The organism is Streptococcus sp. DD13 (assembly GCF_001578875.1).
Taxonomy (GTDB): Bacteria; Bacillota; Bacilli; order Lactobacillales; family Streptococcaceae; genus Streptococcus.
This window is the reverse complement of record NZ_KQ969506.1, coordinates 1,144,737-1,167,288: the sequence shown is the minus strand read 5'-3', so window position 1 is coordinate 1,167,288 and position 22,552 is coordinate 1,144,737. Positions and strand designations below refer to the sequence as shown.

The 22,552-nt window shown below is 46.1% G+C and carries 17 protein-coding genes; 13 read left to right on the top strand and 4 right to left on the bottom strand.

Annotated features, from left to right (window positions below; genetic code table 11):
• Positions 1 to 160 precede the first annotated feature (160 nt).
• Positions 161 to 1,261, top strand: a complete 1,101-nt coding sequence (gene dinB, locus STRDD13_RS05415; protein WP_067102814.1) for a DNA polymerase IV — start codon at positions 161 to 163, stop codon at positions 1,259 to 1,261.
• A 72-nt stretch (positions 1,262 to 1,333) separates the two neighbouring features.
• Here dinB and recD2 read toward each other — a convergent pair whose 3' ends face one another.
• The 3 genes from recD2 to rnhC form a co-directional block, all read right to left on the bottom strand.
• On the bottom strand, positions 1,334 to 3,853 hold the full coding sequence (gene recD2, locus STRDD13_RS05410; RefSeq protein ID WP_067102812.1) for an SF1B family DNA helicase RecD2: 2,520 nt from the start codon (positions 3,851 to 3,853) through the stop codon (positions 1,334 to 1,336).
• An 86-nt stretch (positions 3,854 to 3,939) separates the two neighbouring features.
• Positions 3,940 to 4,614 carry a signal peptidase I gene (gene lepB / locus STRDD13_RS05405; RefSeq protein WP_067102810.1) on the bottom strand — a complete coding sequence of 225 codons (675 nt, stop codon included), beginning with the start codon at positions 4,612 to 4,614 and terminating at the stop codon, positions 3,940 to 3,942.
• Positions 4,615 to 5,505, bottom strand: coding sequence for a ribonuclease HIII (gene rnhC / locus STRDD13_RS05400; RefSeq protein WP_067102808.1), 891 nt, complete (start codon positions 5,503 to 5,505; stop codon positions 4,615 to 4,617).
• 199 nt (positions 5,506 to 5,704) lie between these two features.
• Between rnhC and zapA the strand changes: the two genes are divergently transcribed.
• From zapA to STRDD13_RS05355, 9 genes are all read left to right on the top strand, one after another.
• On the top strand, positions 5,705 to 6,025 hold the full coding sequence (gene zapA, locus STRDD13_RS05395) for a cell division protein ZapA (RefSeq protein ID WP_067102806.1): 321 nt from the start codon (positions 5,705 to 5,707) through the stop codon (positions 6,023 to 6,025).
• Positions 6,022 to 6,567 (top strand): CvpA family protein, encoded by a 546-nt coding sequence (locus STRDD13_RS05390; protein ID WP_067102804.1) that lies wholly within the window; start codon positions 6,022 to 6,024, stop codon positions 6,565 to 6,567. The genes zapA and STRDD13_RS05390 overlap by 4 nt, the downstream gene beginning before the upstream one ends.
• 117 nt (positions 6,568 to 6,684) lie before the next feature.
• On the top strand, positions 6,685 to 9,018 hold the full coding sequence (locus STRDD13_RS05385) for an endonuclease MutS2 (RefSeq protein WP_067102802.1): 2,334 nt from the start codon (positions 6,685 to 6,687) through the stop codon (positions 9,016 to 9,018).
• A gap of 497 nt (positions 9,019 to 9,515) precedes the next feature.
• Entirely contained in the window at positions 9,516 to 9,884 is a 369-nt protein-coding gene (trxA, locus tag STRDD13_RS05380) for a thioredoxin (RefSeq protein WP_082781184.1), read from the top strand.
• Positions 9,885 to 9,937: 53 nt separating this feature from the next.
• Positions 9,938 to 10,885, top strand: coding sequence for a peptide-methionine (R)-S-oxide reductase MsrB (msrB, locus tag STRDD13_RS05375; RefSeq protein WP_067102798.1), 948 nt, complete (start codon positions 9,938 to 9,940; stop codon positions 10,883 to 10,885).
• 118 nt (positions 10,886 to 11,003) lie between these two features.
• Positions 11,004 to 11,852 (top strand): mechanosensitive ion channel family protein, encoded by an 849-nt coding sequence (locus STRDD13_RS05370; RefSeq protein ID WP_067102796.1) that lies wholly within the window; start codon positions 11,004 to 11,006, stop codon positions 11,850 to 11,852.
• 148 nt (positions 11,853 to 12,000) lie between these two features.
• Entirely contained in the window at positions 12,001 to 12,945 is a 945-nt protein-coding gene (locus STRDD13_RS05365; RefSeq protein ID WP_067102794.1) for a dihydroorotate oxidase, read from the top strand.
• Positions 12,946 to 13,076: 131 nt separating this feature from the next.
• A complete protein-coding gene (locus tag STRDD13_RS05360; protein WP_067102792.1) occupies positions 13,077 to 13,889 on the top strand; it encodes a Cof-type HAD-IIB family hydrolase in 813 nt (270 codons plus the stop codon).
• Positions 13,890 to 13,935: 46 nt separating this feature from the next.
• The gene (locus tag STRDD13_RS05355; protein ID WP_067102790.1) at positions 13,936 to 14,541 is read left to right on the top strand and encodes an NUDIX hydrolase; all 606 of its coding nucleotides are present in this window, start codon (positions 13,936 to 13,938) and stop codon (positions 14,539 to 14,541) included.
• A gap of 21 nt (positions 14,542 to 14,562) precedes the next feature.
• Here STRDD13_RS05355 and STRDD13_RS05350 read toward each other — a convergent pair whose 3' ends face one another.
• Positions 14,563 to 15,114: a TetR/AcrR family transcriptional regulator gene (locus STRDD13_RS05350; protein WP_067102788.1), complete on the bottom strand. Its 552-nt coding sequence runs from the start codon at positions 15,112 to 15,114 to the stop codon at positions 14,563 to 14,565.
• Positions 15,115 to 15,245: 131 nt separating this feature from the next.
• Here STRDD13_RS05350 and STRDD13_RS05345 point away from each other — a divergent pair, with 131 nt between their 5' ends.
• From STRDD13_RS05345 to STRDD13_RS05335, 3 genes are all read left to right on the top strand, one after another.
• Positions 15,246 to 17,825, top strand: a complete 2,580-nt coding sequence (locus STRDD13_RS05345; protein ID WP_067102786.1) for a YhgE/Pip domain-containing protein — start codon at positions 15,246 to 15,248, stop codon at positions 17,823 to 17,825.
• A gap of 218 nt (positions 17,826 to 18,043) precedes the next feature.
• A complete protein-coding gene (locus tag STRDD13_RS05340) occupies positions 18,044 to 20,443 on the top strand; it encodes a Cna B-type domain-containing protein (RefSeq protein WP_067102784.1) in 2,400 nt (799 codons plus the stop codon).
• 159 nt (positions 20,444 to 20,602) lie between these two features.
• Positions 20,603 to 22,450, top strand: a complete 1,848-nt coding sequence (locus STRDD13_RS05335) for a GbpC/Spa domain-containing protein (RefSeq protein ID WP_067102782.1) — start codon at positions 20,603 to 20,605, stop codon at positions 22,448 to 22,450.
• Positions 22,451 to 22,552 lie beyond the last annotated feature (102 nt).

The following is a 22,552-nucleotide window of genomic DNA, read 5'->3' as shown; positions in this document are numbered from 1 at the left end:
GAGACCTGAAAATGCTTGAAAATTAATGAAAATCTAGTTTAAAATGGATGAAAGTTTTCACAAATTTTCAAGTTTCTTTCGAAGCAAGAGTTTTGAGGCCTGTTTTTCAAAAGATTGGACTATAATAGAGCTACAAGAGTGTGCAAGAAAGGAGGAGGTTATGCTGGTCTTTCCACTACTAAAGGATACATCCAAGAAAATCATTCATATTGATATGGATGCCTTTTTTGCGGCCATTGAGGTAAGGGACAACCCAGAGTTGGCCGGAAAACCTGTTATCATCGGCCATGATCCTAGGGAGACAGGTGGCCGTGGAGTGGTCTCTACCTGTAATTACGAAGCTCGTTCCTTTGGGGTACACTCGGCGATGTCCTCAAAAGAAGCTTATGAACGCTGTCCCCAAGCAGTTTTTATCCCGGGAAATTATGAAAAATACAAGCAAGTAGGACTACAGGTACGGGAGATTTTTCATCGCTATACAGATTTGGTAGAGCCTATGAGTATTGATGAAGCCTATCTGGATGTGACGGTCAATAAAATTGGAACCTCCTCTGCTATCAAGGTGGCTAAACTGATCCAATATGCTATCTGGCAGGAGCTGCACCTAACGGCTTCAGCGGGGGTTTCCTATAATAAGTTTTTGGCTAAAGTAGCATCGGATATGGAGAAACCTCGTGGGTTAACCGTCATCCGGCCTGAAGATGCAGAAGAAATTTTGGCGAGACTTCCCATTGAAGATTTTCATGGAGTAGGGAAGAAATCTGTCCAACGTCTTCATGAGCGAGGGATTTACACAGGGGCGGATCTTCTTCAGGTGCCGGAGATGGAGTTGATTGATCATTTTGGTCGCTTTGGTTTTGACTTGTATCGCAAGGTACGCGGCATCTCTTCGAATCGTGTTCAGACGGATCGGGAACGAAAGTCTATCGGAAAAGAGAGAACCTATACGAAACTTCTCTATGAAGAAGCCGATATCAAAAAGGAATTGACGGGTCTTTCTAAGCAAGTAGCCCAGCACCTCAGACGGCAAGAAAGAGTCGGACGAACGGTGGTTCTCAAGATTCGGTATTCCGATTTCACAACCTTGACCAAGCGGATGACCTTAGAGGAGTGGACGGATCAAGAAGAAATCATGGAACGGGCTGCTCATGAGATTTATGATCAATTGGCTGAAAATCCGGCAGGAGTTCGCCTTTTGGGTGTCACGATGACAAGTCTCAAGTCCCCCTATCTCATCCAGCCCCTACTGGGGGAGTTCTAGGATCATTTGGGTCTGGTCTAGTGATATTAAAAAAGACCACGTCAGGTCCAGAGAGAGGACGATGTGGTCTTTTTAGAACTTGAAAAATTGAGCAAGATCGTCAGCTGTGATTCCAATCATGGGATCGATACTTTGGAAGTTTTGAGGGGTCAAGAGAAATGAATTTGTCTTGTCCTGTGTTTGATGAGAAGGCGAAGTGGCAGCTTGGTTTTGTGGTGTTTTTGCTGGATCTGGTGTAGGTGAGAACGCATGTCGATCTTTCGCAAGGGATGGCGCAATCTGCGAATCTGAAGAGGTTTCCTTTCTTTTTACAGGGGGGGAAGGCTCTTTAGTTGGAGATTGTGCGGTCGCCTTTTTGTCTTGTTTATCCTCTTCTGAGGAAGCAAGGAAGCGTTCCTTGAGATAGGTCTGTCGGCTGGTTCCTGTATTGTGGACAGCATAGTCAAAAGCTTGATAGTCACCTAAGAGAATGAGTTTGCTCTTAGCCCGTGTGATAGCAGTATAGATTAGATTGCGTTGCAGCATCCGATGACTAGAGCGGGTAATCGGCAGGATAACCACCTGAAACTCGCTTCCTTGCGACTTATGGATGGACATGGCATAGGCCATTGTAAATTTATACCACTCATTGCGCGGATAGGTAACTTCTCCTCCGTCAAAGACGATGGTGATTTCGTCTTGCTTTGAATCCGTGTATTTAGCAGGTAATAAATCTGTGATATAGCCCAGGTCTCCGTTGAAAACATTGGCCTCAGGGTCATTGACCAGATGGATGACCCGATCTCTTTCTCGGAAGCGAAACTCCTGGTAGGCAAATTCGATTTGCCCGTTTTGAGGCGGATTAAGGAGGGCTTGGGTGCTTTGGTTTAATGTGTTGATGCCCGCTGCCCCTCGGTACATAGGGGCTAGGATTTGGATTTCATCTGATGCAATACCGGAATTTGTAGCGACAGTGACGATCCGCTCTACCATGGCAGGGATTTGATCGCTTTGTGCTTCAAAATAAGAACGATCGGGCTTTCGATCACAAAAGTCATCCGGCAAATAGCCCTGGCGGATTTGATCTGCAAGAGTTACGATGGTTGATTCATTTGACTGACGGTAGATTTTTTCTAAGGTTAAGCTGGGGAGCCTCGAAATCCTTAACAAGTCAGCTAGGACCTGACCGGGACCGACAGACGGCAATTGATTGGCATCTCCGACGATAAGCAATTTGGTATTGGTCGAAATATTACTGAAAAGCTGGTAAGCAAGCCAGGTATCGACCATAGAAAACTCATCCACTATGATAAATTCGCTATCAAGATAATCCTCTCGATAACTTTCTTCCTGCCCTTCGGTTAGCCCCAGATGACGATGGAGGGTGGCGCTTGGCAGTCCCGTCAATTCATTCATTCGTCGGGCCGCGCGACCAGTCGGAGCAGCTAGTAGAAAGGGGGACTCTTCTTTGGTGTTGGTGAGGTCAATCCGGTTCAAAAGGGCATAGACCGCGATAATCCCGTTAATAACGGTAGTTTTTCCTGTCCCGGGACCCCCTGTCAGGATAAAGAGGGGTTCTTGGATGGCTTGAATCATCGCTTCTTTTTGAATCCCGTCATAGGTGATACCAGAGGCTTGTTCGATCGTTTCGATGGCTTGGATGATCGAATCACGATCAATCTCTGAGGGGCTAGCTTTTTCTAAAAGGCGCGTGAGTTGACGGTAAATTCCCTCTTCTGCGTAGTAAAGACTGTTGGAAAAGAGCTTACTTCCGATTTGTTGGATTTTTCCTTCGGCTAGGAGCTGGGTCAGCTCATCGGTCAGAGCCACCGGATCGAGCTCTACTGGGCGGGCCTCTTCGAGCGTTGTCAAAGTCAACTCAAGCAGGTCTCTAGCTTCCACATAGGTGTCGCCTCTATCAATAGAAGCCTGTAGTAGGCAATGGATCAGTCCAGCTCGAAATCGCTCGGAAGACTGGCTTTCAATGCCCAAACCTTCTGCAATCTTGTCCACAATAGTAAAGCCCATCCCTTCGATATCTTCTACTAGTTGATAGGGGTTTTCCTTGATCACAGACAAGGTCTCTTCTTTGTAGTGGTCTTGGATCTTAAAGGCATATTTATTTGGAATGCCATATTCTGCTAGCTTGGCAATAATTTGCTCCGTCCCGTAGTTGGACCTTAAGGTATGGAGAAAGGCTTGTCTTGTTTTTTCAGAAAGTCCTGCGATACTCTTGAGCTGATCAGGCTGGGCTAAGATTTTATCAATCGGATCGTCTCCATAGAGCTCGATAATTTTTTCGGCCGTCTTTCGACCGATTCCCTTAAAATGATCGCTGGAGAAATAGGTGACCAAACCAGCTTGGCTTGGTTTGAGACGCTCGTAACGCGTGAGTTGCAACTGGAGGCCGTACTTGGGGTGAGTAACGAGTTGGCCATAGAAGGTATAGGATTCTCCTTCAAACACTTCGGCGAGCGTTCCTGTGACAATGATTTCGTAGTCTTCTATCTCCGTATTGCTCTCATCGATGTCAATGAGAAGGATTTTAAAGAAATTGCTGGGATTTTCAAAAATAATCCGGTCAATACTGCCGGTGATGTAGATTTCATTCATGAATGGTTGCTTTCTTTTCGATCATGGGCTGTAAAAAAGAGGAGTTAAAAGCCTACTAGCTTTAAACTCCCTTTTAGCATAAAGGACTAGGAAATGCTTCCGACATGATTGAAGGGCCAGAAACGGAATTTTACCTCTCCTAGGATTTCCTCTCGGCTAAAGGTACCGACCGACTGGCTTCTACTATCCAGTGAGACAAGTCGATTATCCCCGAGTAGGAAGTACTGGCCTTCTGGAACCTCTACTTTGAAAGTAGAAGAACCAGTCGGTTTACCATCTTGGTCGGTGGTGACACTGCTCAGTGTGAAATGACTGGCAGCTGCAGCGATAGTCTGGAATTGTTTGGACCGGCTCCCCGACTGACCGTAAATGGTCTGGAGTTTGTCGTTTTGAAAGGCGTCGAGGTATTCTTTGAGATAGGGCTCATCGGTTTGTTGGCCATTGACATAGAGCACATCATCTTTGTACTCAATCGTGTCTCCGGGCATTCCGATCACGCGTTTGACGATTAATTTTTCTTTGGAAGAACCTGCTTCTTTTTCCTTAGCGACCACCACGTCGAAGCGCTGAATACCGGTTGTTTTCAGCATGATTAGCCGGTCTCCATCTGCTAAGGTAGGATCCATAGAATGACCGTCAACCGTGACAGGACTCCAAAAGAGCCAGAGGCTGAGGTAAAAAATAAGAATCACAAGAGCAAAGACTCCCCACTCTCGTAAGAGCCGGAGGAAAAGATTTTCGTTTTCAGTTGATGTGGACATTTAACTTCCTCGATTCGCTATATTTTTTGCCTTTTCGGTATTGGCAAAGTGTAATTTGGCCGTTTCTTCTAGAGCGACCATGCCGTACTGTTTCAACAAGTCCGCGGCAACCAGATCTGATGCGTGTCCAGCGCCGGAGGGGATTCTTTGCCCCAGTTGCTGGCTGATCTCTTCCAGATACTGTAGAAATAAATCCCGAGCAATAATAGAAGAGACGGCGACAGCCAAATACTTACTTTCCGCCTTTTCTTCTAGGCTGATCGGTTGGGAAACGGGATGCCGTTCTTTTTGTACGTATTTTTGATAATTACGTGGACTGGTGAAGGCATCGATCACAATTTTATCTGGATGAACCCCTTGTTGTAGGAGGAGATGAATCGCCTGGTTGTGGAGGGCTACCTTGATGGATACCGCATTGTAGCCTTGAGCAATAGCTTGGTTATATTTTTTCGGAGAGACAGGGAGGGCTTGATGGGGGATTCTCTCGCGTAAAAGAGGAGCGATCGTTCGGATGGTTTGATCCGTTAGTTTTTTGGAATCATCCACTCCTAGAGAGCTTAGGAAAGGATGATCCTTCGGCTCTACATAGCTCGCGACAACATATAATCCTCCAAAGTAAGAACCGTTTCCAACCTCATCTGTTCCAATCATAGGGAAGTCTTGTCCCGTGTGCTCGGGTTTGGACGTTTGATGCCCCCATTTACTTGCTTCTTCCTCAGCTCGCTCCCCCTGAAACATCACCTTACCCGATTGATAGACAGAGATGCTGGCACCCGGCTTCTTGAAAAATCCTAACATGTAGGGCTGGGAATGCTGGACCTGGTCCTTTTGATAATAGCGGATGATTTGCTCCACTTGGCTAGCTGAAGCTTTGATAACTACCGTACTCATTCCCATATTATAGCATAAAGGAAAGGAAAAGGCTGAATTGAAAGAGTCGGCTTGGTAGACAGCTTTCTACAATCGACCGTCTCGCTTTATGTGGAGCGAGAGACATGGAAAATGCTAGGAGGAGAGAAACGAACGCTTCGATACGCTTTAAATGGCAAATTCTAGGAAATTAAGCTATAATATGCCTTGAGGTAATTTTATGACAAATTTGAATCGCTATAAGTTTACATTCGGAGAAAAGCAGCTGACGTTGACGACCGAACATAACAACTTATTTATGGAAGAAATCGAACGCTTGATCCAAGAAAAATACCAAGCCATTAAAGAAAAACTGCCCCATGCAGACGCTGAGACTTTGGCACTTTTGCTTGCGATCAATTCTATGTCAGTTCAACTCAAGCGAGAAGAGGCCTACGAAAAGATGGAAAAGAACTTGGAAGTCATGAGAGGAATGGTCAAAAAGAAAAACGTGACCTTGGTCGATTTAGATAACTTAGACAGCCTTGAGGATGACGAATGATTTCACTTCTAATTTTACTAATACTTGCTTGGGCTTTTTATATCGGTTACATGAGAGGGATTATCTTACAGGCCTACTATACCCTCTCTTCATTGATTGCTCTTTTTGTGGCGGCTAGTCAGTTTCGTGGTTTAGCCAAGCTCTATACGCAGTGGGTTCCTTTTGCCAATGCAACAGAAGGAGCCAAGAATTATTTCTTTGCGAGTCGCTATCTCTATGATTTAGACCAAATTTTTTACGCAGGTTTGGCCTTTCTAACCATCTACCTCGGGGTCTATCTCGTACTGCGAATTGTGGGGATTTTTGTTCACTTTACGGATGGGTTAGCGCCAAATGGTCGTTCGTATCAGATCGGAGCAGGAGTCTTGTCGATCCTAGTGACGTGGGTCTCCCTGCAAGTCTTTTTGACAGTCCTTGCCACCATCCCGATGGACCTGATCCAAGAAACCTTCCGTAAGAGTTGGTTGGTAAATGCCATGGTAGAGTACACACCGTTTACAGGCAGTTTTTTGAAGAATCTATGGATTGCTACGATCAGTTGATGGACTGTTCCGGTCCGTCCGAAGTTCAACAATTATAGAAAAAGAAGGCTTGGGAAATCCTGGCCTTGTTTTCTATTTCATTATTCCTAGGTGATAAGATTATGTATGAGGAAAGCTATGAATCAAAAAATTATCGATAGTCTGGAGTTTCAAAAGGTCAAGGACCTCCTTGCTCCATTTTTGGGGACAGAGCAGGGAGCAAAGGAACTAGAACAGTTAGAGCCGATGGCGGATCGCAAGCGCTTGAACAAATATTTTGAAGAATTACAGGATGTGCAGGCAATCTATACCTACTATCCCCAATTTCAGGTGGGAGCCACCCAGGATATTGCAGGGAGCATGAAGCGACTGGAACTGGATGCGGCACTCAATATGACGGAACTATTGGCAGTCAAGCGCGTGGTGGAGGTCTCCAAGTCTTTGAAAGATTTCTATGAACAACTGGAAAATGTCTCTCTTTCCCAGTTGGACCAGTTATTTGAAAAGCTAGCCCTTTTTCCTCAGCTCCAAGGGGCGCTTCAGGCTGTCAATGATGGAGGCTACCTGGAAGACTTTGCCAGTGAGGAGCTGCTGCGAATCCGCAGACGCATTGTCGCGTTGGAACAGCAAGTTCGACAGATTATGCAAGATTTGTTGAAGAAAAATGCAGACATGCTCTCAGATAGTGTCTTTGCCAACCGTAATGGTCGCAATGTCCTTCCGGTCAAAAATACCTATCGAAATCGCTTTTCGGGCGTGGTGCAGGACATTTCTTCCTCTGGATCGACGGTGTATATCGAGCCCCGTGCGGTGGTGAATCTCAATGAAGACATTGCCAGTGCACGAGCAGAAGAACGCTATGAAATAGCACGGATTTTACAGGAACTCTCGGATAGCCTTCGACCTTTTGCAACAGAGATGGCGAATAACGCATGGATTATCGGTCATATTGATTTTGTTCGCGCCAAGCACCTCTTTGCAAGGCGCTATCAGGCTGTCATCCCGGTCTTGAGTGAGCAAGATGAGATTGCTCTTCTCAATGTGAGGCATCCCCTTTTAGCGCATCCTGTGGCGAATGATCTGATGTTTGGTTCTGATTTGACGGCCATCGTCATCACAGGTCCTAATACGGGGGGGAAAACCTTAATGCTCAAGACGCTTGGGTTGACACAGCTCATGGCCCAGTCAGGCTTACCCATCTTTGCGGATAAGGGGAGCCGTGTGGCTGTCTTTGACGAAATCTTTGCAGATATCGGAGATGAGCAGTCGATTGAGCAAAACCTCTCTACCTTCTCCAGTCATATGACCAACACCGTAGCCATTTTGGAACGGGCAAATGACCATTCTCTGGTCCTGTTTGATGAGTTAGGGGCTGGGACGGACCCTCAGGAGGGGGCTTCCCTAGCCATGGCCATACTGGATGACCTACGTCTTCGCGGGATCAAGACCATGGCGACGACCCATTATCCAGAACTGAAGGCTTTTGGTATTGAGACACCAGGACTTGAAAATGCAAGTATGGAGTTTGATAGCCAGTCCTTACGCCCGACGTATCGCTTTTTGCAAGGAGTACCTGGACGGTCCAATGCCTTTGAAATCGCCCGACGTTTAGGACTTTCAGACTGGATCATAGCCGCTGCTCAAAATTGGACCGATGGAGATAGTGATGTCAATCGGATCATCGAGCAGTTGGAAATCCAGACTATTGAAAGTCGCCGTCGACTGGATCATATCCAAGAAGTCGAGCAAGAAAACCAAAAGATGAACCGGGCCCTTCGGAAGCTCTACAATGATTTCAACCGGGAGAAGGAAAACGAGCTCCGTAAAGTGCGAAATGAAGCGAAGGATCTGATCGACCTAGCTATCGAAGAGAGTGATCGGATACTGAAAAATCTTCATGCAGAAGCCAGCCTCAAACCCCATCAGATCATTGATGCGAAGAGTCAATTGAAAAAGCTGGTTCCAGAAGAGCCGGATTTGACCCAGAATAAAGTCCTCAAAAAAGCTAAAAAAGAACGTCAAGCGCGTGTCGGAGATGATATTGTAGTGATCGCTTATGGCCAGCGCGGGACGCTGACCAAGCAACTTAAAGACGGACGCTGGGAAGCCCAAGTTGGCTTGATCAAGATGAGCTTACAAGCGGATGAATTTACGCTGGTCAAGGCAGAAAAAGAACCGTCGACACAGAGACGGACGGTCATAAAGCGCAATTCTGCAAAAGGTGGACCTCGGGCACGACTAGATCTCCGTGGCAAACGCTACGAAGAAGCCATGCAAGAGCTTGATGCCTTTATCGACCAAGCTCTCCTTCATAACTTGGCCCAGGTCGATATTATCCATGGGATTGGGACCGGTGTCATCCGTGAAGGGGTGACCAAGTACCTTCGTCGCAATAAGCATGTCAAAGATTTCGGTTATGCCCCACAAAATGCTGGGGGTAGTGGCGCCACTATTGTGACATTCAGAGGCTGAGAGTGGGACAGCAATCGGTCATTCCTTAGAATTCGATTTCGTCGTCCCACCTCCGCACAGTTGAGTCGAGCTGTAAAAACGGATGAAATCAGCCTAGTAGAGCCCACTCAATCACTGCGTCTTGCTGCACAATCTAAAAATAATGGAGAGGCTAGGACTTTTGTCCCAGCCTCTTTCTTTCGTGTACAGACAGAGCGCAGTTCGTTTTCTTTAGCCTTCTAGACCGGATTTTTGTCCACTGTTTTCACAGTAGATCCTATCAGGGGAGGAGCCGTTTTGTTTGTGCTGACTGTTCCAACAGGGGATTCCTCCCCTCGTCTTGCAGGACCATCCCTTGCTTGAAGCAGAGCTTGTGCCTTCTTTTATAAAAGTGCTAAATAGCCGATGGTTCATACATCGATAAAAGACGCTCCAACTCAAGAGTAGAATAGAGCTCCCTGCCAGCCTTTTAGAGCGTCCGTATCAAATAGTGGCTTTCTCCCTTTTTTTAGTGTAGAATGAGGGCATATCAACCATCAGAGGAAGCTCTGAGTTTAGAGGAGGTAGTAGAAATGGAAGCTATTACAGATCAAAATTTTGTAGAAGAAACCAAAGACGGTCTTGTCCTGATTGACTTTTGGGCAACATGGTGTGGTCCATGTCGCATGCAAGCTCCTATCTTGGAGCAGCTGGCGGAAGAGGTAGACGAAGATGAGCTTCGAATTCTGAAAATGGATGTAGATGAAAATCCAACTACAGCTCGTGAATTTGGAATCATGTCTATTCCAACCCTGATGTTCAAGAAAAATGGTCAAGTAGTCAAGCAGGTGGCAGGAGTTCATACCAAGCAACAGTTGCTAGACATTGTAAAAGAATTGAACGCATAGAATAAAAGGTGTTGGATCTCCAACACCTTTTTGCTTAGAAAATGGAGTGATTCATGAATGAGATTTATTTAGCTGGTGGTTGTTTCTGGGGTTTAGAAGAGTATTTTTCTCAGATTGAGGGAGTTCTTGCGACGCGGGTTGGATATGCCAATGGTCAGGTTGAAACCACCAATTACGAACTATTAAAACAGACCGATCATGCAGAGACTGTGCGTGTGACATATGACTCGAATCAAGTGGGGTTACGGGCAATCCTCCTTTATTATTTCCGCGTGATTGATCCATTTTCTGTCAATCAGCAAGGGGCCGACAAGGGTCGGCAGTATCGGACAGGAATATACTATCAGTCTGATACAGACAAGGCAATCATTGACCGGGTAGTGAAAGAACAGGAAGAGCAGTTCGGAGGTCGTAAACTTGCCGTAGAAGTCGAAGCGCTCCGTCATTTTATCGATGCGGAAGAAGGTCACCAGGACTATCTGAAGAAGCATCCAGGTGGCTATTGTCATATTGACCCATCACTAGCTCATGTCCCTCTTATCGACGCCGACGCATATCAGGTGCCCTCTCAGGAGCAGTTAAGAGAAGAACTCAGCCAACTCCAATATGCTGTGACACAGGAGGCTGCAACGGAGCGCCCTTTTGCTAATGAATTTTGGGACTCCGATGAAGCTGGGCTTTATGTCGATGTCACGAGTGGAGAACCGCTCTTTTTATCGACAGACAAGTTTGATTCGGGCTGTGGCTGGCCGTCTTTTACTCGGCCGATTTCAAAGGAAGTAGCCCAATATGCCCGTGATACTTCGCTAGGACGGGAGCGAATCGAGGTCAGAAGTCGGGTTGGACAGGCGCATTTGGGGCATGTCTTTGATGATGGCCCTAAGGAGGCAGGTGGTCTTCGCTACTGTATCAATTCCGCGGCTTTGCGTTTCGTCCCTCGGGATCAAATGGAATCACAAGGTTACGGAGCCTTCTTGGCTTTGCTCGAGAGGAAAAGGTGAAACGTCTTAGCGATTGGTCTTAAAATCCATTTCCTTCTCTCCTTTCGAAGTAAACGATCAAGGGGAGGCAAGCAGTCTGCTATCGAAAGATAGCGGGCTTTTTGGTATAATAAGGGTTATGAACCAATTTTTTAAAAATTACTTGGGACAGTTCAATTTCGAACGTCTCCTGATCGAGTTGCTCAACAAGGCCTTGTCCTTGGTGCTAGTCTACATCGTTTTTCTTATTTTGAACCAGCTTCTGACGCGAATTGCTCAGAAAACGATGCGTTCAGCTTTTCGTTTTACTTCTCAAAATGTAGGACGGCAGAAGACCTTGATCCGCCTGGCAGAAAATGTGATCCACTATACCCTGTATTTTATCCTCTGTTATTGGGTGCTGACCATCTTTGGCTTGCCCGTTTCGAGTCTCTTGGCAGGTGCTGGAATTGCAGGGGTGGCTATCGGATTGGGGGCGCAAGGTTTTTTGTCCGACTTGGTCAATGGCTTTTTTATCCTTCTAGAGCGTCAATATGATGTTGGCGATAGCGTGAAAGTGACCAACGGTTCCATTCGGATGGCAGGGACGGTGGTCAGTTTTGGGTTGCGGACTACGCAGATCCGCGATGTAGACGGCACCCTCCACTTCATCCCCAATCGCAATATCCTCGTCGTCAGCAATCAGTCACGAGGGGATATGCGGGCTCAGATTGACCTTCCGCTTGGAGCTAATGCCGATCTGAATCAAGTCAGAGAGGTCATTGAAGGAGTGAACCAAGCCTATACCATGCAGTATCAAGCCATCAAAGGGGTCACCATCCAGGGCCCTCAAGTGCTAGCAAGCGGACGCTTTGTCTATCGGGTGGATTTGATTGTTGAAAATGGCCAGCAAACTGCTTTGTACCATACTTTTTATGGCCTTTATCAAGAAGCACTGGTTCAAGCAGGGGTGGACTTGGCAGAAGCTCCGATTTTCCCGACGACTTAAGAGGGACAATGACGGTCGCTGTTTAGAATCAAAGGAAACGCCACTGATTTTATGGTATACTATAGAAGTGAAGTTCCCTTGGGGGAAAGCGCCTCAGCCTGTCTTTTGGGAGTCGGGCGTGGTAGATGGAAAATAGCAGGAGGAAACGATGGTTTCAACGAAAACAACTTTAGCAGGCTTTACCTTTGACAACTGTCTGATGAATGCAGCAGGTGTTTACTGTATGACCAAAGAGGAGCTCGAAGCGGTTAAGAACTCAGCAGCGGGGACCTTTATCACCAAAACAGCGACGCTGAACTATCGAGCAGGCAATCCGGAGCCTCGCTATGTGAACGTTCCCCTTGGCTCCATCAACTCTATGGGCTTGCCCAACCAAGGTTTACAGTATTATTTAGATTATTTGTTGGACTTGCAGACGTCTGAACCAGAACGGACCTTTGTCCTGTCCTTAGTTGGTTTGTCACCAGAAGAGACCTTGACCATTCTTGAAATCGTCGAAAAGAGTGACTTCCGTGGGATTACCGAGCTCAATCTTTCCTGCCCCAATGTCCCTGGAAAACCTCAGATTGCCTACGATTTTGAAACGACAGAGGACATTTTGACCAAGGCTTTTGCCATCTTTACCAAACCACTGGGGATTAAGCTACCGCCTTACTTCGATATTGTCCACTTTGATCAGGCCGCGGCCGTCTTTAATAAATTTCCATTGAAGTTTGTCAACTGTGTCAACTCGATTGGAAATGGCCTTTATATCGAAGACGAGTCGGTCGTCATTAAGCCTAAAAATGGCTTTGGTGGTATCGGCGGTGAGTACATCAAACCGACTGCTTTGGCCAATGTTCATGCCTTTTACCAACGCTTGAATCCAGAGATTCAAATCGTAGGGACAGGAGGGGTCTTGACTGGAAGAGACGCTTTTGAACATATCCTTTGCGGAGCTAGCATGGTGCAGCTCGGGACAACCCTTCAGAAAGAAGGCGTCGCAGCCTTTGAACGGATTACCACTGAGTTGAAAGCCATTATGAAAGAGAAGGGCTATGAAAGCCTGGACGATTTCCGTGGGAAATTGCAGTACCTCTCTGATCAAGCGTAGATGGGGGCATACAGCTCCTACATAAGCACTCGAAAAGGCTGGGCACCATTGCCCAGCCTTTTCATATAGGCTTTTGTCCTTGTCGCGGCTGTATGTTATAATGGATAAGACAATGTGTGAAAGGAAAGACGATGATTAAACTTGTAGCTTTTGATATGGATGGAACCTTCCTTAATGACGAGAATGACTATGATCGTGAACGATTTGAGCGGGTGTTTCAAGACTTGATGGCGCGTGGGATCAAGGTGGTAGCGATTTCGGGGAACCAGCATGCTCAGATTCGCTCCTTTTTCAAGGATTATGTGGATGAGATGACCATTGTTTCAGAAGGGGGTGGTCAGTTTTATGAACAGGGTCTTTGCTTTCGGGAGGAGCATTTTGAACCAGAACTGCTTGAAGAGCTGCTCTCTATGATTGAAGAAAAAGGCTTGTCTAACTGTACGTCTTTGTCAGGCTTAGAGGCGCGCTATATCCTGTCATCCGCAGACCAATGGTTTAAAGAAATGTTTGCCAAATATAGTTTCTCCTTGGTAGAGGTCGGCAAATGGACAGACCGACCCCAAGACCCGATTTGCCAGATTACTCTGAATCTAGGGGAGCAGGATGTTCTTCCCATCGTAGAAGAGTTTAACCGTCATGGGAAGGGGAGGGTGCGTGCAGTAACCAGCGGCAATGGCTTTATGGACTTGACTTTGCCAGATGTCAACAAAGGAACCGCTATGGCCTACCTAGGAGAGCGATGGAGAATCCAGCCAGACGAGATGATGGCCTTTGGGGATAGTGGCAATGATTTAGAGATGTTGCGCTATGTTGGGTATTCCTATGCGATGAAGGGCTCGCCTGACTATGTGTATGAAGCGGCTAAGTTTGAAGCTCCTTCCAATCAGGACTCCGGAGTTCTGGCGGTGATTGAGGAGCGAATCTTGCATCAGAAGAAAGCATGAAAAGACGGATCTGCTTCATTTGCTAGGAAAAAAGAAAGAGTTAATCATGACCTCGTTAAAAGAAATCTTTCAAGACTACCAACCACAAGCTCTACATCCGACGACAGAGTATGCTGTCTTCCTTCCCTTGCTCTGGATCGATCAAAAATGGCATCTTTTATATGAAGTACGCAGCGATTGGATCTCACAACCAGGGGAAGTTTCTTTTCCAGGTGGAAAGATAGAAGCAGGGGAGTCACCAGCACAGGCAGCTCTCCGGGAAACGGTAGAAGAACTGCGCCTGAATGAGGAAGTGTTAGAGCTCTGGGGAGAGCTGGATTATTGGGAGTTTGAAGGGCGAAAAATCCATGCTTTTGTAGGGGAACTGAAGCTCCACCAGTTGAAAGATCTTCATCCTAATCAAGAAGTGAAGCGAATTTTTAGCGTTTCGCTTTCTGATTTGATCCAGCATCCTCCGGTTTACTATGAGCTTCGATTTTTCGTAGACCAGCAGTCGGCTTTTCCTTTTGAGCGCATCCGGGGTGGAGAAAAGTATCCTTTTCGATTGCAGTCCCGCCAGATTCCTTTCTACGAAGATTTGGCAGAGCCTATTTGGGGCTTGACGGCTCAATTTACAGAGCGCTTGGTCCAACTGATAAATGAAAAAAACTAGTTTTCCTGATAGATAGGAAGACTAGTTTTTTGTTTGGACTTCATCTGGTAAAAGCTTGAGGATGAAATCTGTCAACTCATCGGGGCTTTCCCTCTTTCCTCTTTCGAGCCAATGTCGGAGGATCCCAAAAAAGGCATAAGCGAAATACACGGAACTATACTCTTTGACAACAGGGTTCGAATTTTGACGGACAAAATAGTCAGACCACTCCTGATCGATAAAGAGGCGAATCTTATGGATGAAATAAGATTGGATTTCACGAGTTCCGTTTGGACCGAGAAGGGCGGTGAGGAGTTGCTCTTCCTGTAAAAACGAGAGGATATCAAAAAAGGCCTGACGGATATTGTGTGGATTCCGATCAAAGACTTGCTCCAGACTAGAAAATAAGTCGCGCTGGTAAAACTCAATCAACTCATACTTATCACGGTAGTGGGTGTAAAAGCCTGCGCGACTGATACCAGCTGTCTGTGCAATTTTGCTCGCCGTAATCTGATCAAACTGGTCGTGTTGTAGGCATTCCACCATGGCCAAAAGGAGGGCGTGTCGGGTTCTTTCTTTTCTGTTATCTTTCATTCTTTTTTCACCTTATTGTACAAAATTAGACATAGTGTCTAAAAACGATGCTTTTACATTGCTTTTGAAATGGAAGTCTGTATAATGACAGTATACCAGAAATTAGACATAGTGTCTAAAAGGAGAAAAGAATGCTTGTTCAAAAATTGAAGAAAACGTTAAAGAAACCGATGTTTTGGGTCACCATCCTCGGTGTATCCTTGGTGCCAGCTCTGTATAACTTAAGTTTTTTGACCTCCATGTGGGATCCCTATGGAAATGTTAAAAACCTGCCTGTAGCGGTCGTCAATGAAGACAAAGCAGCTAGTTACAGAGGCCAAAATTTTACGGTTGGTCAAAATATGGTCGACAACCTAAAGGACAATTCTAGTCTTGATTTTCACTTCGTTTCAGAAGCTGAAGGGAAAAAAGGCCTGGAAAGAGGGGACTATTATATGGTTATCACACTGCCTTCGGACCTCTCGCAAAAAGCTACGACCCTCTTGACAGATCATCCGGAAAAGATGATGATTGAGTATGAGACCTCAAAAGGTCATAGTTTTGTAGCCTCCAAGATGGGGGAATCCGCGATGACCAAGATAAAAGAACAAGTCTCAGAAACCATCACAGAGACCTATACGCGAACTGTCTTTTCGAGCATGCGCCAGCTTCAAGGCGGATTGAACCAGGCGGTGACGGGAACACAGAAATTACAAACGGGGACAGAACAACTCCAAGCTGGCAGTGCTAGTCTGACAAATGGACTCTCTACCTTCAAAAATGGTTTGGGCACCTATACTAATGGGGTAGCACAAGCATCTAGTGGAAGTCAAACGCTTAATGAAAAGTCCACTTCGCTAGCAGGAGGGACCAGTCAATTGGTTGGAGGAGCACACCAACTTTCAGATGGGTTAGGGATGCTACAAGACAAGACGCTTCCACTAACGAATGGGCTCTCACAGTTAGCGCAAGGGACAGGTCAATTAGATGCCCAATCCTCCAATTTGCTGGCTGGCTTAGACCAATTCCAGGCTGGTCTCCCTAGGGTCAAAGAGCTTGCAACTGGACTTTCTAATCTTAGAGTTGGTTTAGAAACATTATCACAAAAAACGCAATTGTCTGATCAGCAAAGCCAACAACTGGCTACGCTGACTGCCAGCTTGCCTCAGTTACAAGAAGGGATCCAGCAACTGAATCGTCGTGTTTCACAACTGGATGTGTCCGGTTTGGCTAACTTTGACTTCTCCCAAGTAGAAGGACAGCTAGCGACTATGCGCAGTCAGCTGGAAAGTCTCAAAGCACAAATCGCGTCTGATCAGGCTGCTTCCTTGGCTGCAGTCCGAGCAACAGCTGCCTATCAGTCTATGACAAGTGAGCAACAAAGTGAGATTGAACACGCTTTGACAAGCAGCCCCTCGAGCGCAGATAGCCAACTCCAAAACACCTTATCCAATCTAGAAACTCTCGGGACCATTCTGTCCCAGGCGCGAACGAGTCTAGGCGCTTTACAAGGACAGGTCAATGCTTTGCAACAATTGAAAACTTCTCTTGGGACGATGCAAACAAGTGCTGATCAGCTTCTTCCAGGGGCTCTTCAAGCCCTTACAAATTTGCGAGATGGGTTTGCTCAAGTCCATCAGGGCATCGACCAACAACTCCTACCTGGAGCCAGTCAAGCGTCCTCTGGTGCAGACTTGCTCTACTCAAGTTTCTCAAGTGGGGCAAGTCGTTTGTCGTCCGGATTCCAACAATATGCATCTGGAGTTTCCCGTGTTAATGATGGTCTCCAAATGATCCATAGCCAAACTGGGAATCTGACGAGTGGGGTTGCGACTCTGAGTGCAGGAGCTGAGACTTTACAGAGCGGACTTGGGCGCTTGTCCACTGGGCTTGGGCAATATACGAATGGTGTCGCTCAACTAGATCGTGGTCTCCAACGACTCGCTCAATCTTCTAGTTCCTTAAGTTCAGGTTTAACCAGGTTATCTGATGGCTCTCAAACCATCACAACCAATCTAGCGACGGTTTCCCAAGCTCAAGGGCAACTTCATGATTCCTTACAAGCGGGTTCCAATCAGCTCTCCACCGTTACACTACAAGAAAAAAATGCAGATACGGTCGCTAGTCCGGTAGCGACTTCTCATGTGGACCAAGACCGAGTGGCTACAAATGGCGTCGGGATGGCTCCCTATATGATGGCCGTTTCTCTCATGGTCGTTGCCCTTTCTGCAAACGTCGTTTTTGCCAAATCGATCGATGAGGAAGAGTATACGGACCGCTGGGAATGGGCGAAGAGCAAGTTGGTCCTAAATGGAGGGATAGCGACGCTTGCAGCCATCCTTCTCTATGGGACAGTACGTCTGGTCGGAGTAGACTTTGCGCATCCTGGTGCAACTTTTGGATTGACCCTTTTATCTTCCTGGGTCTTCATGGCCTTAGTGACTGCTCTGATAGGGTGGAACCAACGGTTTGGATCGTTCGCTTCCTTGCTCCTGCTTGTCCTTCAATTAGGAGCTAGTGCAGGGACCTATCCAATCGAACTCAGCCCTCGCTTCTTCGGATGGATTCAGCCCTTCTTGCCGATGACCTATGTGGTCTCAGGTTTGCGGCAAACCATTTCGATGAGAGGCGATATTCACCTTCAACTATCTGTATTGAGCTTCTTCCTCTTCCTCTTTACGGCTCTTGCTGTGCTGATCTTCCAACCGGGACAGACAGAAGTGGAGGGATAAACGAGATGACACTTGTCAGGTGACAAGTGTCGTTTTTTGATTTGAAAAAACAAGCGTTTTGAAGAATAGAATAACTTTAAAAATAAAGTTAAGCAAGACTATCAGAAAATTCTGACTTTATTTATTATCTACTAAAAAAGCTTGATGTAGAGAAAAATTTAATGTAAAATATAACTTGAAAACGTTTAATGTTTGATAGAAAGAAAAAGGAGAATAACATGAAACAACGTTTCAATATGTTAGGAAATATTTTAGGAATCCTTGTGATTTTATTCCCAATACTGTTTACGGCTACTCTATATCGTGGTGAGACAGTTCATGCGACAGTTCGCAATGATTTCATCAAAAAATTAACGGTTACGGATATGGAAGGGAATCCTTTCACAAGCACTAGTCAAGTTGGGATGTACATTCCTTTTCGTGTCAATGCAGAGTTTGAAGTAGCACCTGATGCCAAGGCTGGGGATACGGTGACCGTCCAACTCCCAAACAACCCATCTAATTTACAATTTTCAACAACAGAGAATTTTTCTGTCCGTGATGGGGCGACCAATGAAGTGGTCGGAAATGCCACCTTTGATGAAGCGCAAAAACTGTTTACGCTTACCTTCACAGACTTTGTGGAGACCCATTCAGATATCAAAGGGAGCTTCTATTTCTACTTAAAAGTTGACGAGCAGACGATTACTACCGATCAGACCGTTCCGATCAATATCAGTGTCAATAATGAAGTAAAGAATGCAGGGGAAGTGAATTACCATCCTGTTCCGAATACGACGGTTTCAGACATGTCTAAGACCGGATGGCGCAATATTGAAACAGATGGATCCATTGTGTTTAAGTATCGGATCTCCCTCAATCGTTCACAATCGAACTTTGAGAATACAGTCATTCACGATTTCTTCCAAACACCAGGCCTTCGCTATGTAAGTGGAAGCTTCCGGATCGAAAAAGGGACTTGGGGGACCAATGCGCAAGGATGGATTCTGCAAAACACGACAGACGTGACAGATCAATTCACTTTTACCACAGCAGACTCTGTAGATGCCACGACGACTCCAGCGCTCAAGCAATTTGTCGTGTCCAGTGACAATCGCTCGTTTGCTGTTAACTTTGGATCGGTTGCAAGTAACGAAGGCTATCAAATCCTCTATCGCAGTTTACCAACCGCTGGAACATCATTTGTAGACGGTCAAACCTACTCCAATACAGCGACGTTGACCGCAAACAACATCAGCAAAGAAACGAAGGTGTATACGGATTATTACCGTCGTTCAGGTGGATCTGCGACGGGAAATACCTACCAGCTGAACCTGAAGAAAACAGCCGAAGATGGCTCGACCCCACTTGCGGGAGCTCGGTTCAAAATCACCAATAAAGAGACCAATGAAGTTGTCAAATCTGCGGATGGCTTAGACTATTTTGAGTCTGCAGCGGACGGTTCGATTCTTGTCAACTATCTCTTGAGAGGGGATTATCTGATCAAAGAAATTCAGGCCCCAGAAGGCTATGTCGCTAGTCAAGAAGAGTATACGGTGACCGCGGCAGACTTTGTGGACCAGGGGAATGGCATCCTTCTTGCGAACCTGAATATCACCAATAAAAAGGCCAACACTCGTGAGTTGAAAGTCGTCAAAAAATGGTCGGATGACCAAAATCGTGATGGTCTTCAACCATCTTCTGTTACGGTTTATCTTTTGAAAGACGGTGTCCGTGTTAAGGATGACCAAAATCAAGATCGATCGGTGCAACTGTTAGCCTCCAACAACTGGACAGCTAGCTTTACAGGGCTAGAAGAAACAGGTAATTATACAGTAGAAGAGGCGACTGTTCCAGGTTATACGGTCACTTATGGTACCTTGACGGATAACCAAATCACAATCACGAACACTCACGATATCGAAACAACCAGTGTCACAGGAACCAAAACTTGGGACGACAAGAACAACCAAGATGGGCTCCGACCAGAAGCGATTACAGTGAACTTACTAAAAAATGGAACAAAAGTTGACAGTAAGTCAGTCACCGCTGCGGAGAATTGGTCTTACAGCTTTAGCAATCTTCCAAAATACGAAAACGGACAAGAGATTGTCTATACTGTGACAGAAGATGTGGTGACCAACTACACAACGAGCATTGAGGGATACAATATCACCAATAGCTATCAGCCTGGGAAAACCAGCTTAACGGTCACAAAACGTTGGGAAGACAAAGACAACCAGGATGGTTCACGTCCAACGAGTGTGAAGGTTCAATTGTATGCAGATGGTCAGGCAGTTGGCGATGTCGTGGAATTGACCCAAGACAATCGATGGACTTACACCTTCTCCGAACTGGATGAAAAAGCCAAGGGCAAAACCATTGTCTATAGTGTCCAAGAAGTAGATGTCCCAGCAGGCTATACCTCTCAGATTATCGACGAGGGAGCAGGAAATGTCACTGTAGTCAACACCCACACACCTACTACGCCACCTGTTACGCCCCCAACGAAGCCGAACAAACCAAAGGAATTGCCAAAAACAGGTTCTAAATGGACAGGATACGCCCTTCTTGCAGGTCTACTCCTCTTTGGAACAAGCCTTTACTTCCTCGCAAAAAATAAAGCTTCTAAGGAATAAGGCCATAGAATCGCCCTAGAAAGGACGGATTAGCCCTCTAATTCGTCTTTTTCTGAGAAGGAAGAAATGTCTGAAAATGCTTTTGTTTGAACAGAATGACATCAAAACTTTGACTCTGCCAAAACATCAACGAGCAGAAGTCGTTTAAAGGAGAAAACGTTGAAAGTTACAAAGAAAAATATTACGCTATTTAGCGCACTTGTGTTGGGAGTCTTCTCTATCTCTCCACAAGTCTTAGCAGATGAAACGATCGATACAGTATCTGAGGTTAGCGATGCTGATCGCACGACACAAGCAATCGCAACTCCTGTCTCAACTGAAACAAAGGGGACGCACATCCTCACTCGCTCAGAAGTCACCTCACCGGCATTGGAAACAGCAAAAAAGGATGCTTTGAAGGAAGAAGCCGGTTCGCAAGCGAACCTAGCAAAGGCACAAGAAGAAGGTCTGAAAGAGGCCAACACCGCGATTCAGCAGAACACGACGTTGACTCCAGCAGAACTTGAAACTGCTCAGCAAGAAGCTCGGAAAAATCTTAGCTTGACAGAAAAAGAGGGGTATCACCTAAAAGAATCAAGGGCTCGAACCGTTTCGTCAGTAGCTGTTGCCCATCAAGATAACCTGAGCCAAGCATCAGCGATCCGTCAGTCTCTGGTGGATTACCAGGCTGCGTTGACCCAGTATCAAAAAGACGTGACCCAGTATTTTAAGGATTATATCGCCTATAAAGCCTGGGAAAAAGCTTATCAAACCTATACCAATGGGACAGGCGATCGTGTCTTGACCAAGAAGATGCTAGAGAGCGCACAAGGATTGATCTATCAGAACGAGCCAAATGCTCGGATGACAGTCACCAGCAGCCAAGGGTCAGTCAGCTATTTATCAAAGACCATCCGCGAAGCGCATGCAGGAGATGAAATCTTACAACAGTTTAATACAGACGCCTACACAAATGATGATTTTGCAGCAGGAAATGGCGCTGGCTATAGCCAAACAGGCGGTACCTTTACAGAAGATGTCTGGCTGAAGATGCAGGAGGGAGAAACCCTTACGGTCACTTATACGAATCTCCAAACTTCCTCTTATAATCGAACTCCCATCAAAAAGATCGTGGCCAGCTATACTCTGGTACAGGCTCCGACAACAAATGGGACGGCTCTTGTGGAGCTTTTCCATGATCCGACAAAGACTTTCTTTGTAGGATCTCAAACACAAGACGCCTCAAAAACTATTCACGTAAAGATGAAGTTGGACTTTTATGATGCAGAAAGTGCGACAAGTCCAATCGATCTGTCAGGGAACAACTCTATCATGAGTATTTCTTCCTTGAACCATTGGACGGTGGAAGGACTTGGAAACCACATCGAGAAAGTCGCTTTAAACGGCAATGAATTTATCAAAATCGATGGATCTTCGGTGGATGTGCAGGCAGATGGTTATGTTTATTCCAAGAACGACAATCAATACCGTTCTCATGGGGCTCTTTTTAACGGAGATGCGACCTACGATGCCAATGGGAACTTGATTGACGAAGGTTGGGATGCGATCAATCCTGATGGAACCCCTCGCTCAGCGAAGGCCTATTATGGAGCGGGGGCAATGATTTATAAGGGATATGAGTTGGATCTCGTAGCCCAAGGAAATGATATTGGACTTCCAACTGCTTTCTGGTTTGCAACCAATTCAACCATTGCCACTCCTGAAATCCCAGATGGAAAAGATAAGCCGACAGCGCCTCAAGCTCCATCTGTACAAGTCGCTTGGCACAAAAACTATGTGGAGACAGAAGAAGCGATCCCGCAACCAACTCCGGAAGTGCCTGGTAAAAATGGAAAAAGACAACCAAGTCCTGAACAACCGAATGTACCGAAGGAATCGCCGGCTCAATTGCCTGAAACAGGTCAAGCATCAGAAACCGCAAGTCTGGCTTTAGGTTTGAGTTTAGCAATTGCTTCGTTGTCCCTCCTAGCAGGTGGTAAGCTCACAAAAAAAGACGATAGCTTATAAGGATAGCAATCGGATTTGGCACCCCATAAAAGGATCGGATAAAGGAAAAGGAGAGTGGGACAGAAATCGGTCATTCGTTAGAAGTCGATTTCGTTGTCCCGC

Coding starts and splice junctions, on each gene's coding strand:
- dinB (WP_067102814.1), top strand. CDS start 161: ATGCTGGTCTTTCCACTACTAAAGGATACATCCAAGAAAATCATTCAT.
- recD2 (WP_067102812.1), bottom strand. CDS start 3,853: ATGAATGAAATCTACATCACCGGCAGTATTGACCGGATTATTTTTGAA.
- lepB (WP_067102810.1), bottom strand. CDS start 4,614: ATGTCCACATCAACTGAAAACGAAAATCTTTTCCTCCGGCTCTTACGA.
- rnhC (WP_067102808.1), bottom strand. CDS start 5,505: ATGAGTACGGTAGTTATCAAAGCTTCAGCTAGCCAAGTGGAGCAAATC.
- zapA (WP_067102806.1), top strand. CDS start 5,705: ATGACAAATTTGAATCGCTATAAGTTTACATTCGGAGAAAAGCAGCTG.
- STRDD13_RS05390 (WP_067102804.1), top strand. CDS start 6,022: ATGATTTCACTTCTAATTTTACTAATACTTGCTTGGGCTTTTTATATC.
- STRDD13_RS05385 (WP_067102802.1), top strand. CDS start 6,685: ATGAATCAAAAAATTATCGATAGTCTGGAGTTTCAAAAGGTCAAGGAC.
- trxA (WP_082781184.1), top strand. CDS start 9,516: ATGAGGGCATATCAACCATCAGAGGAAGCTCTGAGTTTAGAGGAGGTA.
- msrB (WP_067102798.1), top strand. CDS start 9,938: ATGAATGAGATTTATTTAGCTGGTGGTTGTTTCTGGGGTTTAGAAGAG.
- STRDD13_RS05370 (WP_067102796.1), top strand. CDS start 11,004: ATGAACCAATTTTTTAAAAATTACTTGGGACAGTTCAATTTCGAACGT.
- STRDD13_RS05365 (WP_067102794.1), top strand. CDS start 12,001: ATGGTTTCAACGAAAACAACTTTAGCAGGCTTTACCTTTGACAACTGT.
- STRDD13_RS05360 (WP_067102792.1), top strand. CDS start 13,077: ATGATTAAACTTGTAGCTTTTGATATGGATGGAACCTTCCTTAATGAC.
- STRDD13_RS05355 (WP_067102790.1), top strand. CDS start 13,936: ATGACCTCGTTAAAAGAAATCTTTCAAGACTACCAACCACAAGCTCTA.
- STRDD13_RS05350 (WP_067102788.1), bottom strand. CDS start 15,114: ATGAAAGATAACAGAAAAGAAAGAACCCGACACGCCCTCCTTTTGGCC.
- STRDD13_RS05345 (WP_067102786.1), top strand. CDS start 15,246: ATGCTTGTTCAAAAATTGAAGAAAACGTTAAAGAAACCGATGTTTTGG.
- STRDD13_RS05340 (WP_067102784.1), top strand. CDS start 18,044: ATGAAACAACGTTTCAATATGTTAGGAAATATTTTAGGAATCCTTGTG.